This is a genomic window from Ruegeria sp. CDSA033, assembly GCF_059612305.1.
The window spans coordinates 65126-81540 of sequence record NZ_JBXWQI010000008.1 but is presented as its reverse complement, the minus strand read 5'-3'; the positions used below and the strand labels follow the sequence as shown (position 1 = coordinate 81540).

Below are 16415 nucleotides of genomic sequence, written 5' to 3'. Positions count from 1 at the left end.
GGCACCATTTCGCCGGACGGTCCGTCTGTGCGGCTTGTACCAAAACAAATTGCCCCGGCTCTTTCAGGGAATTGAAAGGCCGGGGCAATGGCGTGCAAGACAGCTTTACTGGAATTCAGCGACCGGCTCGTGGGCCTGCTCGGCCACGTTAAGCGCGTCTGCCAAGTCAATCGTCTTGCGGAACAAAGCCCGCCCAACCAATGCGCCCGAGATGTTGTGCACATAGGCCAGTCGCGAGATGTCATCCGATGTCCGGACGACACCGCTGGCAATAACCGGCGTGCGCGACAGTTGTGCAAGACCCGAGATCAGACCCAGCTGCGCATCAACGTCTTCGATGTCGCTGTCGATATCGGTCACCAGAATCGCCGCGAACGGCGTGCCCTCGAAGGCCTGAATAAACGCTTCGGGCGTAAATGCACTCTGACTACGCCAACCTTCGGTCATAACCTGACCCTGCCAGACATCCAAAGCCAAAACGATCTGGTCCGGGTACAGTTTGGCCAATTCCTTGACCAGATTCGGGTCCCAGGCCGCAAGCGTACCAATCACTACCCGTCCCGCGCCTTTGTCGATCCAGTATTCGACCTGTTCCCGCGTCCGCATACCGCCGGCCAGTTGCACCGACATCTCAGACGTGCGGATAATTTCCTCGACCAATTCGGCGTTGGTATCGCGGCCTTCGATCGCATCGAAATCCGTCAGATGCATCCACATGGCACCGGCTGCGGACCAGCTGCGTGCCGTTTCCGCCGGATTCACATGCCAGATCATCGCGTCGTCCAGACGGCCCTTGTCCAGTGTGACACACCGGCCATTCTGCAATTCCATCGTGGGGTAAATCCTCATGAGCATTCTCCTCCGCTCAATCGCTCTGCAATTCCAGAGTACCATACACGCGGAAGATCGGTCCGTTATTACCAGGATCGGCAAACTACGGCCGGTTTGCGGCATTCGGGAAGTCTCAAATTGTCAGTGGCGCGGCGGCGGTCCGTTGCGACGCATAAGCGTGACGTCGCTGCCGTTGAACGCACATTCGCGCATCGGGGTATAGCCCAGCTTGCCCGCCAGATTGCGCGAGGCCAAGTTCGCCGAATTCACCATCGCGACCAACGGACCGGGCATGATCCGGTCAAACCAATCATGTGCGGCTTGTGCCGCCTCCAGCCCCAATCCCTGTCCCTGCGCCTCGGGGACCAGGATCCATCCGGCCTCGGGAAAACTGTCGAAATCCTCGCCAATCGAACGGTTACCGTAAAAGAACCCCGCCTGACCGACCATCTGGCGATTCGACTGCTGGACCACGGCCCATTGCCCGAAACCGGCCATTTGCCAGTGCCCGGCATTTCGAAGGAATGAATCCCAAGCCTCCCCGCGCGACCGCGGCTTGCCGCCGATATGTCGTACGATGCATGGGTTGCGCCAAATCTCGGCGAACCGGTTGAAATCTTCTGGCCGCATGGCGCACAGCGTCAAACGGGCCGTATTGATCATAGGGGTGGATCGTATCATGCCCTGCCCGCTTTGAATTATGTGCCTCGGGCAAAAGGTTGCGAACGAATACGGCACCTTGCAAGGCAGAATTGAACAAGGCACAAAAAAACGGCGCCTCCGTTGCCCGGAAGCGCCGCTTTTTAATTATTTCGAAGCTTTAGGAAGCTTCCGAGATGAATTTGACGGCGTCGCCAAATGTCTGGATGGTCTCGGCTGCGTCATCGGGGATTTCGATGCCGAACTCTTCTTCGAAGGCCATAACCAGCTCAACAGTGTCCAGGCTGTCTGCGCCCAGATCGTCGATGAAGGACGCGTTTTCGGTCACTTTGTCTTCTTCAACACCCAGGTGCTCAACAACGATCTTTTTAACGCGATCTGCGACGTCGCTCATGTCTATTCCTCATTCCGTTTTCAGGGCCTAGTGCCCGGTTCTGCCCTTGCCCGCTCAGGCTGGCTTTGATTTGCCCGGTGCGGGCGGTTGGGTCCCGGATGACCGGGAAAGTAGAAGGCCGACCATTTGGTCGACCCCAGCATTTATGCGCCGCCTATAGCATAGACAACGCGCGAGGCAAACGCTTTCGCACCTGCCCCTGTCCGCGCTCACAACATGGCCATACCGCCGTTAACATGCAAGGTGGTTCCGGTAACATATCCAGCTTCGGGGCTGGCAAGATACAGAACAGCCGCCGCAATTTCCGACGCATCGCCCATACGACCGGCGGGAACCTGCCCCAAAATGCCCGATTTCTGATCGTCGGTCAGCTTGTCGGTCATGGCTGTGGTGATGAAGCCGGGCGCAACCGCGTTAGCCGTGATCCCACGACTGGCAACTTCATAGGCCAACGACTTCGTCATACCGACCATACCCGCCTTGGACGCGGCATAGTTCGCTTGACCGGGGTTGCCGGTGGCGCCAACCACGGATGAGATGTTGATGATCCGACCCCAACGGGCTTTCATCATGCCCCGCAGGACGCCTTTGCACAACTTGGCGGTCGAGGTCATGTTTACGTCGATCACGCTCTGCCATTCGTCATCCGACATACGCATGAACAAGTTGTCCCGGGTAATCCCGGCGTTGTTGACCAAGATATCAACCGACCCCATCGCCTCAGCCGCTTGCTTTGGCAGTGCGGAAACAGCCTCGCCGTCACTCAGGTTGCATGGCAGAACATGCGCCCGCTCGCCCAGTTCGGCGGCCAATGCCTCCAGCGGTTCGACACGTGTGCCGGACAGCGCAACCGTGGCCCCCGCACCGTGCAGCACGCGCGCAATCTCGCCACCAATCCCGCCGGACGCACCGGTGATCAACGCATTCTTACCTGTCAAATCAAACATTCGATCTTCCCTTTGCAGCGCAACTTGCGTCGCACGTTGTTCTTATGATTCGCTCTTAACCATATTCTGCACGTCATCCGGCGTGCCTACAGCCTTGCCAGCAATCGCGCGGTCGATCTTGCGGATCATCCCCGAAAGCGCTTTCCCTGCACCGATCTCCCATGTCTCGGTCACGCCTTGCGCCGCCATATACAGCACGCTTTCACGCCAGCGCACAGAACCGGTTATCTGCTCGACCAGCAACTGACGGATCAGGTCCGGGTCGCTGACAGCCTCAGCCCGCACATTGGCGATCAGCGGAACCGCTGGGGCCTTGATTTCAACTGCGGCCAGCGCCTCGGCCATCACATCTGCGGCGGGTTGCATCAACGCACAATGGAACGGGGCGCTCACGGGCAACATCACAGCGCGCTTGGCACCATTTTCCTTGGCAATCTCGGCAGCACGTTCCACGGCCGCTTTCGCACCCGACACAACCACCTGTGTAGGGTCGTTGTCGTTCGCGGCCTGACAGACCTCGCCCTGTGCAGCCTCTTCTGCGACGGCACGCACCGCCTCAAGGTCCAGCCCCAGAATTGCGGCCATTGCGCCTTCACCAACGGGAACGGCGCTTTGCATCGCCTGACCACGTGTCCGCAACAAACGCGCCGTATCCGCAATCGACAGCGCACCAGCTGCCGCAAGCGCTGAGTATTCCCCCAGCGAATGCCCAGCTACATATGCAGCGTCCGTGACGGCAACACCTTCGGCCTCCAACGCGCGCATCGCGGCCATCGAGGTCGCCATCAGCGCCGGCTGTGCGTTCTGCGTCAACGTTAGTTCGGCAATGTCACCTTCCCAAATCAGGTTACTCAGCTTTTCACCAAGCGCTTCATCGACCTCGTCGAAAACTGCCTGTGCAGCCGGATAGGCCTCGGCCAGTGCTTTGCCCATACCGATGGTTTGGGCGCCCTGCCCCGGAAAAACGAACGCGCGTGTCATTGCAACCTCTTGGATGACGTTAGGTTGCGATGGGGTGTAAACCGAGTGAACGAGCGGCACAAGCTCTGCATCCTGACACGCATTCTGTGCGTCAGAGGCTATTGTGTCGGCCCGCGCTGCATTTAGGGTGGCCATAGCAAACAGATCGGAGTCGAGAACCCATGCCCCTTGCCAACACCACCCAAAGCTATGGAGGCGTTTCGAAAACCTTCCACTGGCTGACGGCCTTGCTCATTCTGACAGCGCTTCCGATTGGGTGGTTCGCGAACCAACTGGCGCACGCAATTGAAGACCCGGCCATTCCAACGACACCGGAAGACCTGCAACACGCCGCGCAGCTGTTTTCGCTACACAAAACTATCGGGGTCACAGTCTTCTTCGTGGCGCTTGCCCGTATCTTGTGGGCGATCAGCCAGCCCAAACCAGGATTGCTCAATGCTGAAAACAAGCCCGAGGCATTTGCTGCGGAAACCGTCCACTGGCTGTTGTATGGCTCGCTGGTTCTGGTTCCCCTGACAGGCTGGATTCACCATGCGGCCACCGAAGGGTTTGCGCCGATCCTTTGGCCGATCGGGCAGAACCTGCCCTTTGTGCCCAAATCCCCCGCGTTGGCCGAAACAAGCGCCGGGTTACACTTCGTTCTGATGCTGGTGCTAGTGGGTGCTCTGGTTTTGCATATCGTTGGCGCGCTCAAGCACCACGTGATCGACAGAGACAGCACATTGCGCCGCATGCTGCCCGGACGGGTGGATTTGCCGGAACCGCCAACGCAATGGCACTCACCTGCCCCCGTCGTCGCAGCAGTCGTGATCTGGGCCGTTGCTATTAGCATCGGGTGGTTCGACGGAGCCTACTCGGCACATCCGACCGGTAATCATGCATCTGCCGAATTGGAGGCGGTGCAATCCGACTGGCAGGTGCAGGAAGGTTCGCTAGCGATCACGATCACCCAATTGGGCAGCCCCGTTAGCGGCGCGTTTTCCGACTGGACTGCGGCAATCATATTCGACGACCCTGCGGAACCCGGACCGGCCGGGGCTGTTGATGTGACAATCGCCATCGGCTCATTGACTATCGGCACCGTGACACAACAGGCCCTTGGCGCGGGTTTTTTTGACAGCGCTCAGTTCCCGACCGCGAATTTTACCGCAGATCTGTTCAAGACCGATCTGGCCTATGAGGCACGCGGCACTTTGACCATTCGCGACAAAACCATGGACGTCGTCCTGCCGTTCGAGTTGGACCTGCAGGACGGCACCGCCAAGATGCAGGGAGAGTTGGATCTGAACCGTCTGGATTACGACGTCGGTACGACACAACCAACCGAGGACTCGCTGGCCTTTGCCGTCAAAGTTGCGGTTGAACTGACCGCCACCCAAGCCGAATAAAGAAAAAACCGCCGAGGCCTGACGGGTCCCGGCGGTCTCTTTTTTGCACGTAAGGCAGGCTTACTCGGCCTTTTGCGCCTCTACCGAAATACGAACCTCAACCTCATCGCTTACAAACGGTGCGAACTGGCCCAGGTCGAATTCGCTTCGGACCAGAGTGGTGGTGGCATCAAAACCGGCCCAGGGCTTGCCCGCCATCGGATGCTCGCCAACCTGGTTCAGCTTGGCGTCCAGAACGACCGACTTGGTCACGCCGTTCATGGTCAGATCACCGGTGATGTTCGCGGTGTTGTCGCCGGTGACTTCGATACCGGTCGAGGTGAACGAAATCAGGTCACCCTCGGCGACGCCAAAGAAGTCTTCGGTCATGAAGTGATCTTCGCGCGGCTTCCAGCCGGTGATCATTTCGACCACTGGCATCGACACGCTCACGCTGGAATCTGCCGGGTTTTCCTGATCGAAAATGATCTCGCCTTCAAAGCCCGAGAACATGCCATAGGTGGTCGAGAAACCAAGGTGGTTATAGTTGAAGACAACCTGGCTGTGGCTGGGGTCCAGAACGTATTTCTCGGCGCTGGCAAACGCCGAGGTCGCCGATACGGCCAGTGCAGCAGCAAGAAGGGTGGATTTCATGACTATCTCCAAAAATGTTGTGAGTGCAAACCAGTTGGAATGCTCAACAACAAAAATGTGCCGCCCAAGGGCGGCACACAAGACTTATTCTCTAACAATTTCTGTTCCTAAATGAACAGAAGTGAAAATCAGGCGAAGATCGTTACACTTCCGCTCAATTGGCCCTTCAGCGCTCGGCCAACATCCGCTGATTGCAGCGGCAATTTCATCAGCAGGCTGCCGTCCACGTCATAGAGTTCGACCTGATCATCATCGAACCGTGCTCCACCCAGGGTGTCATAGCTGCGGCGCAGTACCGTCTGAGGACGTCCGTTTTCATTCTTTTGCAGCACACGTACTTCGCGGCGGATCGGATCAAAATAGGCATCGGGGCGCGCATCAAGCACCTGAATGGTCAGCAGGCTGACACCGATCAGTAGGAACGTCAGCGACGCGGCCAGCTTGATCGGCCAAACCTCGGTTGCCATCACCGCGCCCGGCATCAGCCACATGGAAAACGCCACAATGATCAAAAATGCCCCCGCGACGCGTGCCAGAATAGTGCGTGCCCTCCAATTCGGCGCAAATGCGATAAGAATTGGAACCGATTGATCATAAGTCGTGCTGGTCGCAGACTTCTCGATGGTATTCGTGTTCATCGCGGTCATTTCTCTGTACCTTAGTTCACGTTGCCGTCTTTGGTTCGGTCTGTCCGGTTAGTTCCCGGTATGCAAAACAACTTTGAGCCGAAAAGCGTCAGGAATTGGGCAGCGCAAAGGAAATAGCGCGACTTCACCAAGGCATGTGTGACGGCCCTTGCCCCCCGACGCGAATGGTGTATATGGGGCCATCCTTCGCAAGAGTTATGAATCGCGCAGCCTCTCGTGGCAGGGTCGCGAAGGACGAACAGGCCCCGCCTTTGAAATGCGCCTTGATAGAAACAGGAGTGCACATGCCACTGTATGAGCATGTAATGATCGCGCGTCAGGACCTGTCCAACGCGCAGGCAGAAAGCCTCGTCGAACATTTCGGCACCGTTCTGGCTGACAACGGCGGCAACGTCGTCGAAAGCGAGTACTGGGGCGTCAAGACGATGGCCTACAAGATCAACAAGAACCGCAAGGGTCACTATTCCTTCCTGAAGACCGACGCCCCCGCTGGCGCCGTTCAGGAAATGGAGCGCCTGATGCGCCTGCATGACGACGTTATGCGCGTTCTGACCATCAAGGTCGACGAGCACAACGAGGGCCCTTCGGTCCAGATGCAGAAGCGCGACGAGCGCGAAGGCCGCCGCGAGCGCCGCTGATCAACGCCTGACGAAAGGACATATACCATGGCCGCAAAACCATTTTTCCGCCGCCGCAAGGTCTGCCCGTTCTCGGGCGATAACGCGCCGAAGATCGACTACAAAGACACCCGTCTGCTGCAGCGCTACATCTCTGAGCGTGGCAAGATCGTTCCCTCGCGCATTACCGCCGTTTCGGCAAAAAAGCAGCGTGAACTGGCCCGTGCTATCAAGCGCGCCCGCTTCCTCGCCCTGCTGCCCTACGCTGTGAAGTAAGGAGAGACTGATATGCAAGTTATCCTGCTGGAACGCGTTGCGAAACTGGGTCAGATGGGCGACGTCGTTGACGTCAAGTCTGGCTACGCCCGCAACTTTCTGCTGCCCCAAGGCAAAGCGCTGAGCGCTTCGAACGCCAACATCGCGTCGTTCGAATCCCAAAAAGCGCAGCTTGAGGCGCGCAACCTGGAAACCAAGAAAGAAGCTGAATCTCTGGCTGAAAAGCTGGACGGTCAGCAGTTCATCGTGATCCGCTCGGCATCGGATGCTGGTGCTCTGTACGGTTCGGTCACCCCGCGTGACGCCGCAGATGCCGCAACCGAGGCTGGCTTCACCGTCGACAAAAAGCAGATTGCTCTGATCGCTCCGATCAAAGAGCTGGGCCTGCACTCGCTGGCGGTCAAGCTGCACCCCGAAGTCGAAGTCAAGATCCAAATGAACGTTGCCCGTTCGCAAGAAGAAGCCGAACTGCAGGCTTCGGGCAAGTCGATCCAGGAACTGGCTGCCGAAGAAGAGGCCGCTGCAGAATTCGAAATCGCCGAACTGTTCGACGATATCGGATCCGCAGCTTCCGACGACGACGATATGGTTGCCGAAGAGGCTCCGGCTGAAGAAGACGAAGCCAAAGCCTGATCCGGCTGCCTTTGAAAGATTGATTGGCCGCGCCGAAGGGCGCGGCCTTTTTTTGTGTTCGAGCGCCAGGCCATGGCAAATAGCGACCTCCGGCGCGATCAGGAATTTGGGTGGAAATTGTGCTATCCTACGGTCACGCGGCCCCTGCCGCCCCAGCCGCATTTTTTTGAAGTTCATTTTATTAGCAATTTGCGTGATCGCACATCCGGGCGGATCGCGATCCGACAGGAGAAACCACCATGGCATCCTTGTGCAACTACATCGTCGTGAATGACGGCTCTTTTTCTTTAAACCCCGGTGAAAGCCAGACCTTCAGCGACCCGATCCCTTCCAACCTGATCATCGGAACCAACCGCGCAAAACCGATCCTTGCCTTCAAAGCCTGGGCAACACCGTCCGGAGGGGCTTTTCAGATCGAGATAAACGACACCTTTATTTATGGCCCATCCATATCGGGCGGCGACATTCGTGGATTATGGGAGACCTTCCCCGGAACCGTCCTGAACCCGGGGATCAACAACACCGTTCAGTTTCGCGCGACAGAGAACAAAATCTGGTTTGCCGATATCATTCTGTGGTTCCAGGTCGAAATTTGACAACCCGCCTTTCCGACCGGTCCAATACGGAACACTCTGGCACTAGGTTGTGACGCAACGAGACCCGGCATAAATCAGCGCGCGGGCTGGCTGGCTGCTTGCGGTTGCGTTCGGCGGGACTATCATGCGCCCAAACCCCATCCGGAGACTACACATGCCCCATTACACGCGCCGCGCTCTACTTGTTGCATTACTCGGCGCACCTGCCTTGGCTGCCTGCGGCGGCCTGGATGGCCAGCAGAGCTCTCGCGATGCCCCTTTTGATCCGCCGCTATACCCCAATGAGACCCCCGAATTGCGCGCATCAATCAACAAGTGGGCTGACCACTATGAATTGCCACGCGAGCTGTTGCACAAGCTCGCCATAAGGGAAAGCACGCACCGGCCATGGGCCGTCAACAGCCCCTATTACGGGTTGCTGCAAATCCTGCCCGCGACAGCGCGATCCATGGGGTACAAAGGCAACGCTCAGGGCTTGTTGGATGCAGACACCAATCTGGAATTCGCAGGAAAATACCTGCGTGGGGCGTGGCTCTTGTCAGATGGCGACCAGAAGCGGGCTATCTTCCTTTATGCCAAAGGTTACTACCCCGAGGCGAAGGCCGCCGGGATGCTGGTTGAAACAGGCCTAAGGTCAGAGTGACGTGGGGTAAGGATATAGCTTGTCATTAGCGTAAAGGTTGCAATAATGACTTATGCAATCGCTAAGGTATTCTGTTGCCATAACCACGCATTATGCTTAAGCGATATGTATAATTAGCTTGCGTCAGGCACCACAGTTGACGCAACGTATTCGGTGAAATGGACAGATTTGGCATGTCTTTGGGGAAAGATTTGCCGCCGCAAAGGTTGGACAGGTGAAACTTATAGACTTGGCCGCGATCGACCACGAGGAAAAGTCGGCAGCCGACATAATTAATGCTGTCTGCGATGAATTGGGTTTCGATTACGCGTCTTATGCCACTTTTAACCCTGTAAAGGGTGACGTTCAGGGATACGCCAACTACCCGGACGAATGGAAGATTCATTATGGCAGCCAAGGCTTCCACCATTTCGACCCGACCTTGTATCAATCTGCGCTCAGCATTGCTCCGGTGGACTGGGGCAGATTTAATCACGACGAAAAATTCCATTCGGTTTTTCGGGATGCGCATGATTTTGGCATTACTTCCCGTGGTTTAACCGTTCCGGTACGTGGCCCGTACGGGGAATGTGGCCTGCTGAATGTGACCCGAAATTGCTCGGATTCCGAGTGGGCAAAGCTGAAGAAACATGTGATGGGGGACCTGCAGATGGCCGCAGTTACAGCGCATGATACCGTGATGCAGTCTGGCCTGCTGGCCAAAGCGCTGTATTTACCAGCCCTTTCGACGCGAGAGAAAGAGATCCTGCAGTGGGTTGCGGATGGAAAATCACAGCAGGACATCGGCGATATCCTGTCAATTTCACACCGAACCGTCGAAGTTCACATGCGGTCTGGCCGTGAAAAAATGGGTGCGTTGACAACACCGCAAGCCATTGGAAGAGCTATTGGATTGGGCCTAATTGCCCCAGGATAATCAAAAAAGATCAAAAAATACGGGAAACCCCCAATAGTCTTAGCTCAAATCTTAGTTAACGTCATCCTTACGGTAACCAGACTGTAGGGGGATGGAAATGATCATCGTAATTGATGGTATCAACCAGAATAAGTTTAAGCATGTCTTGGACGAGATGTACAAACTGCGCGCGCGCGTTTTCGGCGATCGCCTTGGTTGGGATGTAAATATCGTTGAAGGGCGCGAACGCGACCATTTTGACGACCTTCATCCAGCACATGTAGTTAGCATCGACGACGAGGGGGACGTTGTCGGGTGCATGAGACTACTGCAAACGACCGGGCCACACATGCTGTCCGACGTTTTTCATTCAATCCTGGACGGCGAACCGCCGATCCGCAGCGCGCAAGTCTGGGAAGCAACCCGGTTTTGCGTCGACACCAAAAAGCTTGGTCGGGGACGTGGGGAAAACTCGGTATCCTATGTCACCAGCGAGATCATGATCGGCTCGTTCGAATACGCCAAGATGGCCGGCGTATTGGACTCGATTGCCGTGATTGACCCTGTGATGAACCGCGTCCTGCAAAGATCCGGCAACGCGCCTTACGATTATCTTGGAACTGCCAAGCCAATGGGCAAGGTTGTGGCCATGGCCGCCCTTATGGACTGTTCGGATGAACGGATCTCGGGTGTTCGGGACTATGCAGGCATTGAACACGATGTCTTCCTGACCGAAGAACAGGCGCTGGAGCTGTTTGAGGGCACAAATGCCAAGCAAGGTGCCGCAAACTACGACCACCAGCCGCTGACTCAGTTGGAAAAGTACTTTGTCGAACAGATGAGTTCGGCAACATCGAAAGCCGAAGTCGAGTCAGTACTGAAGCTGATCGAGGCGCTTTCAGACCGCTTTACGCCAGAGCAGAAGACCGCTCTGTTAAGAACCCCCCGTGCTTTTGCTCATGAGGCCTGACCCCCTCACCTCATAAGTTAAAGCCACCCAAGCGGAGCCGTCTTTTTTCAGACGGCTCCGTATTTTTTTACGCCCATGGGGATGGGCGGACGAGGATTACTCCTCGTCCAGTGCCTCAACGGCTTTCTGCAGATCGTCTTTGCTGACTTCTTTGTCCGCGACCTGAGCCAGTTCAAAAACATAGTCGATGACTTTGTCTTCGAAGATCGGCGCGCGTAGCTGTTGCTGCATCTGAGCATTCTGCTGCACGAACTCAAAGAACTGACGTTCCTGACCCGGGTACTGACGTGCCTGGTTCATGATCGCCTGGGTCATCTCGGAATCGGTGACCTCAACCTCGGCCTTCTGGCCCAGTTCAGCCAACAGCAGGCCCAGACGCACGCGGCGTTCGGCCAGCTTGTTGTGCTCATCTGTGGGCTCGATCTCGGCGTGGTCGTGGCCTTCCACTTCCGGGTTTTCCTCGTGCCACAGCTGATGTGCGATCTGCTTGGCTTCGGCTTCAACCAGCGACGGAGGCAGATCGAACGAGACCTTCTCGTCCAGCGCGTCCAGCAGGCCACGCTTCATGACCGCGCGCGATGCACCGGAATATTCCGCTTCCAGACGCTCGGCGATTTGACCTTTCAGCGCGGCCAGATCTTCTGCGCCGAACTTGGTCGCCAGCTCGTCGTTTACTTCTGCAGCAACGGGTTCTTTCACCTCTTTGATGGTGCAGGTGAATACGGCGTCTTTGCCGGCCAGATGCTCTGCGCCGTATTCCTCGGGGAAGGAAACGTTGACGTCTTTGACTTCTTCGGCCTTCACGCCAACCAGCTGCTCTTCAAAGCCGGGGATGAAGCTGTTGGAACCCAGAACCAGCGGATAGTCTTCAGCCGAACCGCCTTCGAATTCTTCGCCGTCAACCTTGCCAACAAAGTCGATCACAACCTGATCGCCGTCCTTGGCTTTAGAACCCTTGCGGCGCGCTTTGAAGTCCTGCGCGGTTTCGGCCAGGCTGTTCAGCGCTTCTTCGATGGCTGCATCGTCCGCTTTGACAACCAGCTTTTCCAGCTCGACCGATTTCAGGTCAACTTCGGGGATCGCAGGCAGTGCCTCATAGGACATTGCGACCTCGACGTCGTCGCCTTCTTTCCAGTCTTCGTTGGTCATTTTGACCTCGGGCTGAAGTGCAGGACGCTCGCCGCTGTCTTCAAAATGCTGGTTCATTGCACCATCGATGCTTTCCTGCATCGCTTCGCCCAACAGGCGCTGACCGAACTGCTTTTTCAGCAGTGCCATCGGCACTTTGCCTTTGCGGAAACCCTTCATTTCGACTTCCGGCTGCGCTTCGACCAGTTTCTCGTTAACTTTGTCGTCCAGCTCGGCCGCGGATACGATGATATTGTAGCCGCGTTTCAGACCTTCGTTCAGCGTCTCGGTAACCTGCATTATGGTAGTCCCCATAGGATTCGGGGCGCGCAAAACGGCGCGCCGGGCAAATTTGACGCCTTCTATTTGCCCAGCCGCTTACGTGCAAGAGGCAATGGCCAGATCAGCCTTGTTTTGCCGCCGATTTGAACAAAAAAAACGCCCCAGTTAGACCGGGGCGCCGTAAGTTTACGGGGAAACGTCATCAGAACTTCCAGAGCGCACCCAGTACCCAGGCTTCGTTCTTGTCAAAGTCGACCGTGTCGTCGAAATCATGGTTGCGGTATTTCAGGTAGGCGTCTGTGTTGATCGCATCGATCCGCTGAACAACGGCAATACCCCAGGACTTGGTGCTGGACCCCTGATTTTCGAAATCGGAACCGTCGAAATAGTCGATACCAACGCCGGTTTTACCCCAGGACACCCAATCCCCTTCATAAGCAAGTTTAGTGTACCAATAGTCCGGGTCGCTGGCGCCGGTAGAGGTATCGTCCCGCGTGCCGAGGGCTGCAGTAAAGCTGAACCCGCTGGGCAACAGGACCGACGCGGACCCAATGGTATCTTTGCGTTCGCCGGGTTGGCCGTCGAAATCCCTTACTGCGTAGGCAATGGTCGCTGAGAACTCGACACCGTTGGTGAAGGTGTTCCGGTACTTGACCGCGAGATCGTAATAATCGTCGTCGTCGCTGCTGGACAGGATGTTCTGACCATAAGCAATCGCCGCTGAGAAGCCGTTGAAATCGGGTGTGTCATACCGCACCCTGCCCCGGCGCGCGCCATCAAAGTTGCTGGCCGAGTCGCCAACGGTGATGCCGCTCAGGATACCGTCTGCTCCCCGGTAGAAAAACGCGCCGTTTTCATCATTTGTGAATGAATACAGAACCGTCCCGACGTAGGACAAGTCAGTCTCGGCAGCTCCGTCCGAGGCCATACTGCCCTGACCGGCAGAGAACTTGCCGTATCCACCCTTGAGTGAGAAATCGACGTGGCGGATATCTTCCCGGCTCCAACCGTTGGTGTTGGTACCATCCTGGTTGGCTGTCCCGGTACTTGGCAGACCCAGACCGGTTTCAAACCGGAACATGAACTCATTGCTGCCATAGGGTTGCATGACGCGCAAACCTACGCGGCTGTTGGACAGGTCATTGTCCAGCAACCGGGTCTCGGTCTCCTGGCCGTCATCGACCGATACGATCACCGGATCGAGCTGACCGTACAGCACCACATAACCGCCGCTGTTATTTTCGTACTTCAATTCAGCGGCGGCAGGGATCGCCGTGGTCATCGCCAGAACAGCGGCAACCGATGGGAGTTTCAAATTCACTGTCATTTTATTCACCTTGAACGTTTCGTTTGTGGGAACCATCAAAAGAAAAACCGATGTGGCAGCCCACTCCGCAAGGAACCGAGTTAGTCGCGTTTAGGATTTCTGCCTTACGGCTCAAATCGGCAGAAAGTAAATTTTAATCATATCAAAGATTTGGCCACCAGAAGTTCGTTGGTAGGAAAATCTAGGTACAAGTCTGCCACTCTGTCCGTAGTCTTTCAAAAGGAATGACATGCACTGATGCGTATACGTGCGGCCATTTCTTGCCGAACGCTGAAAAAAGCGGCCAATTTCCGCCCATGCGTCATTTGGCCAGATGCCGAAAGACCGCGGGTAGTTGCTCGGGCAGATCCTCGGCAATCAACCCGGGGCCGAAATGGCGCGCACATTCCACATGCATCCAGGCCGCCGTTTCCGCAGCCAGCATCGGGGCGAACCCACGCGCCAACAACCCGGTGATAAACCCGGCGAGCACATCGCCAGAGCCAGCCGTCGCCAACCACGGTGCCGAACGCTCATAATGGGCCGAATTGATCGCGCAGCGCCCATCCGGCGCGGCAATCACCGTGTCCGACCCCTTGAACAGAACGACGCACCCTGCCCGCTTGGCCGCCTCACGCGTTGCGTCGACCTTGGAATAGGCCGGGCCTTTGGTTGGAACCGCCTTGAGCTTTTCAGATATGTCAGGGAACAGCCGTGCGAACTCTCCACCATGCGGTGTGAGAACGCAATTATCGTGCAATTGGTCAAACAGAGCCGCAGGGTCGTCTGCAAACGCGGTCAAAGCGTCGGCATCCAAAACCGTCGCCCGATTTGCCGCCAGAGCAACCGACACCAGATCCCGCGCACGCTCCAATCCCAGACTAGGGCCAAGACAAAGCGCATTCAACCGCTCATCGCTGAGAGCATCGGACAAACCGTCGCCACCCTCAACCCGTTGCAACATGATGGCCGTAACCTGTGCCGCAACCTCTGTCTGCGCCGCCGGCGGAACCCCCAATGTCACCAACCCGGCCCCAATCCGCAAAGCACCGCGCGCTGTCAATCGCGCCGCGCCGGTCCTGCCCGAACCGCCCGATAGGATGAAGGCGTGGCCATGGGAATACTTGTGTTGCTGTTTGAATTTGGGCAAGCGATAGAGCGGCAAACCACCCCATGTTCGCTCGTCCTTCACGCGGCCAGGTGCCTCGGCAAGGGTTAGAAAAGCAGGTCGGTTCGCGCCGCGAAAAGGCTTTGGTCCTAACGTGAACGCATCGTCATATGGTTCACCGTTAAAGCGGCAACGCTGCTTGGAAATACCGATGTCTTTCACAGCAAGCTTGCCACACAAATCCGGCCCTTGCGCCAGAAAATGCCCAGGCTTTGGGCTGTCGAAACACACTGTCAACCAAGCAAAACGGTCATGCAAAGCGCGCGCGCCGCCCGCAGTAGCAACCTTGTTTCGCATCTCTGCGGGCACACCGTCCAGAAATTCGCGAGGCCATAGGTTCAATGGCTCTTGATGCAACACCCGCCCGCTGTCCAAACACAAGCCGGATGGGGCATCTATGCTGACTAGGCGGTCGGTGTAATCGTCCCCATCCATACCAGAAAGATGCCGAACGACCTTGAACAGTTCACCGTCCAAGCCGCGTTTCAGTCCCGTCCCAAACAGAGCGTCAACGTAAAGATCGGCAAAACCACTCTTGCGCATGTCCTTTTCAGTCAGCGGAACAACCTCCCCCAACTCCTGCCACCGATCATAGTTCATTTGCGCATCTGCTGGCAGCTTGTCGGCGTCCCCATACAGAAAAACCTCGACTTCCCAGCCCCACTCTTTCAACAGGCGCGCGACGACAAACCCATCACCGCCATTGTTGCCGGGGCCACACAAAACCACAGCACGCCCCGAAGTTTTCGCCAACTCCGGCCATTCCTCAAAAATCGCCTCGACAACCCCGCGACCGGCGCGCTCCATCAGTTCCAGACCGGTCACCTGACCGGACTCAATCGCCGCTGTTTCAATTGCTCGCATCTGCGCCGCTGTCAGCAATTCCGTCATCTCAAATCCTCTGGCGATTCAGTTTCGCTTACTTTTTGTGCAAGTTGATCAAAAATTGACCCGACGCCCATTTTCTCAGCGCCCGGCTCGGGCCGGTATCGCAATCACATTGCCGCCCGAATTTAGACGTGGTCAGTGCCAAACTGACAAGAGTTAACAGGAGCCCGGAATGAAGAAGATCGAAGCGATCATCAAGCCGTTCAAACTCGATGAGGTTAAAGAGGCGCTGCAGGATGTCGGCGTCCAGGGTCTCAGCGTGATCGAGGTTAAGGGCTTTGGCCGTCAGAAGGGCCACACTGAATTGTATCGCGGCGCGGAATACGTCGTCGATTTCCTGCCCAAGGTGAAGGTCGAAGTTGTGCTGGACGATGATCAGGTTGACGCAGCCATCGACGCTATCGTCGCGGCAGCAAAGACCGACAAGATCGGCGACGGCAAGATCTTTGTCTCGCCCGTTGAACAAGCCATTCGCATCCGGACCGGGGAAACCGGCCCGGAAGCGCTGTAACAGAACAAACTCAAAGCAGAG

At 56.7% G+C, this 16415-nt stretch carries 19 protein-coding genes; 9 read left to right on the top strand and 10 right to left on the bottom strand.

The window, feature by feature from the left end:
• Positions 1–105: 105 nt before the first annotated feature.
• The 5 genes from AC2FLA_RS12330 to fabD all read right to left on the bottom strand — a co-directional run bounded on the left by AC2FLA_RS12330 (position 106) and on the right by fabD (position 3813).
• A complete protein-coding gene (locus AC2FLA_RS12330; RefSeq protein WP_496722524.1) occupies positions 106–849 on the bottom strand; it encodes a 1-(5-phosphoribosyl)-5-[(5-phosphoribosylamino)methylideneamino]imidazole-4-carboxamide isomerase in 744 nt (247 codons plus the stop codon).
• Positions 850–972: 123 nt separating this feature from the next.
• Positions 973–1512 carry a GNAT family N-acetyltransferase gene (locus tag AC2FLA_RS12325; protein WP_282120449.1) on the bottom strand — a complete coding sequence of 180 codons (540 nt, stop codon included), beginning with the start codon at positions 1510–1512 and terminating at the stop codon, positions 973–975.
• Positions 1513–1651: 139 nt separating this feature from the next.
• Positions 1652–1885 (bottom strand): acyl carrier protein, encoded by a 234-nt coding sequence (locus AC2FLA_RS12320; protein ID WP_005982462.1) that lies wholly within the window; start codon positions 1883–1885, stop codon positions 1652–1654.
• Positions 1886–2094: 209 nt separating this feature from the next.
• Positions 2095–2832 (bottom strand): 3-oxoacyl-[acyl-carrier-protein] reductase, encoded by a 738-nt coding sequence (gene fabG / locus AC2FLA_RS12315; RefSeq protein WP_058274008.1) that lies wholly within the window; start codon positions 2830–2832, stop codon positions 2095–2097.
• A gap of 42 nt (positions 2833–2874) precedes the next feature.
• Positions 2875–3813 carry an ACP S-malonyltransferase gene (fabD, locus tag AC2FLA_RS12310; RefSeq protein ID WP_496722522.1) on the bottom strand — a complete coding sequence of 313 codons (939 nt, stop codon included), beginning with the start codon at positions 3811–3813 and terminating at the stop codon, positions 2875–2877.
• A 161-nt stretch (positions 3814–3974) separates the two neighbouring features.
• Between fabD and AC2FLA_RS12305 the strand changes: the two genes are divergently transcribed.
• Positions 3975–5201: a cytochrome b/b6 domain-containing protein gene (locus AC2FLA_RS12305; protein ID WP_496722520.1), complete on the top strand. Its 1227-nt coding sequence runs from the start codon at positions 3975–3977 to the stop codon at positions 5199–5201.
• Positions 5202–5261: 60 nt separating this feature from the next.
• Here AC2FLA_RS12305 and AC2FLA_RS12300 read toward each other — a convergent pair whose 3' ends face one another.
• Both AC2FLA_RS12300 and AC2FLA_RS12295 read right to left on the bottom strand, forming a co-directional pair.
• Positions 5262–5834 carry a YceI family protein gene (locus tag AC2FLA_RS12300; protein ID WP_282151506.1) on the bottom strand — a complete coding sequence of 191 codons (573 nt, stop codon included), beginning with the start codon at positions 5832–5834 and terminating at the stop codon, positions 5262–5264.
• A gap of 128 nt (positions 5835–5962) precedes the next feature.
• Positions 5963–6481 (bottom strand): hypothetical protein, encoded by a 519-nt coding sequence (locus AC2FLA_RS12295; RefSeq protein WP_282151507.1) that lies wholly within the window; start codon positions 6479–6481, stop codon positions 5963–5965.
• A gap of 284 nt (positions 6482–6765) precedes the next feature.
• On the opposite strand from AC2FLA_RS12295, the gene rpsF reads away from it, so the two are divergent.
• From rpsF to AC2FLA_RS12260, 7 genes are all read left to right on the top strand, one after another.
• Positions 6766–7119, top strand: a complete 354-nt coding sequence (gene rpsF / locus AC2FLA_RS12290; protein WP_082637099.1) for a 30S ribosomal protein S6 — start codon at positions 6766–6768, stop codon at positions 7117–7119.
• 27 nt (positions 7120–7146) lie between these two features.
• Complete coding sequence (gene rpsR / locus AC2FLA_RS12285) at positions 7147–7374, top strand: 30S ribosomal protein S18 (protein ID WP_005982441.1); 228 nt, start codon at positions 7147–7149, stop codon at positions 7372–7374.
• Positions 7375–7386: 12 nt separating this feature from the next.
• Positions 7387–8007 (top strand): 50S ribosomal protein L9, encoded by a 621-nt coding sequence (gene rplI, locus AC2FLA_RS12280; protein WP_496722517.1) that lies wholly within the window; start codon positions 7387–7389, stop codon positions 8005–8007.
• 239 nt (positions 8008–8246) lie between these two features.
• The gene (locus AC2FLA_RS12275) at positions 8247–8603 is read left to right on the top strand and encodes a hypothetical protein (RefSeq protein WP_496722515.1); all 357 of its coding nucleotides are present in this window, start codon (positions 8247–8249) and stop codon (positions 8601–8603) included.
• A 154-nt stretch (positions 8604–8757) separates the two neighbouring features.
• The gene (locus tag AC2FLA_RS12270; protein WP_496722513.1) at positions 8758–9246 is read left to right on the top strand and encodes a transglycosylase SLT domain-containing protein; all 489 of its coding nucleotides are present in this window, start codon (positions 8758–8760) and stop codon (positions 9244–9246) included.
• A gap of 214 nt (positions 9247–9460) precedes the next feature.
• The gene (locus AC2FLA_RS12265) at positions 9461–10162 is read left to right on the top strand and encodes a LuxR family transcriptional regulator (protein WP_058274014.1); all 702 of its coding nucleotides are present in this window, start codon (positions 9461–9463) and stop codon (positions 10160–10162) included.
• 97 nt (positions 10163–10259) lie between these two features.
• Positions 10260–11111 carry an acyl-homoserine-lactone synthase gene (locus AC2FLA_RS12260; RefSeq protein ID WP_496722512.1) on the top strand — a complete coding sequence of 284 codons (852 nt, stop codon included), beginning with the start codon at positions 10260–10262 and terminating at the stop codon, positions 11109–11111.
• A 96-nt stretch (positions 11112–11207) separates the two neighbouring features.
• Here AC2FLA_RS12260 and tig read toward each other — a convergent pair whose 3' ends face one another.
• The 3 genes from tig to AC2FLA_RS12245 all read right to left on the bottom strand — a co-directional run bounded on the left by tig (position 11208) and on the right by AC2FLA_RS12245 (position 15886).
• Positions 11208–12539, bottom strand: coding sequence for a trigger factor (tig, locus tag AC2FLA_RS12255; protein WP_282151585.1), 1332 nt, complete (start codon positions 12537–12539; stop codon positions 11208–11210).
• 184 nt (positions 12540–12723) lie between these two features.
• A complete protein-coding gene (locus tag AC2FLA_RS12250) occupies positions 12724–13848 on the bottom strand; it encodes a porin (RefSeq protein WP_496722510.1) in 1125 nt (374 codons plus the stop codon).
• Between the two features lie 301 nt (positions 13849–14149).
• On the bottom strand, positions 14150–15886 hold the full coding sequence (locus AC2FLA_RS12245) for an NAD(P)H-hydrate dehydratase (protein ID WP_496722508.1): 1737 nt from the start codon (positions 15884–15886) through the stop codon (positions 14150–14152).
• A 169-nt stretch (positions 15887–16055) separates the two neighbouring features.
• Here AC2FLA_RS12245 and AC2FLA_RS12240 point away from each other — a divergent pair, with 169 nt between their 5' ends.
• Positions 16056–16394 (top strand): P-II family nitrogen regulator, encoded by a 339-nt coding sequence (locus tag AC2FLA_RS12240; RefSeq protein ID WP_058274017.1) that lies wholly within the window; start codon positions 16056–16058, stop codon positions 16392–16394.
• Positions 16395–16415: the final 21 nt, after the last annotated feature.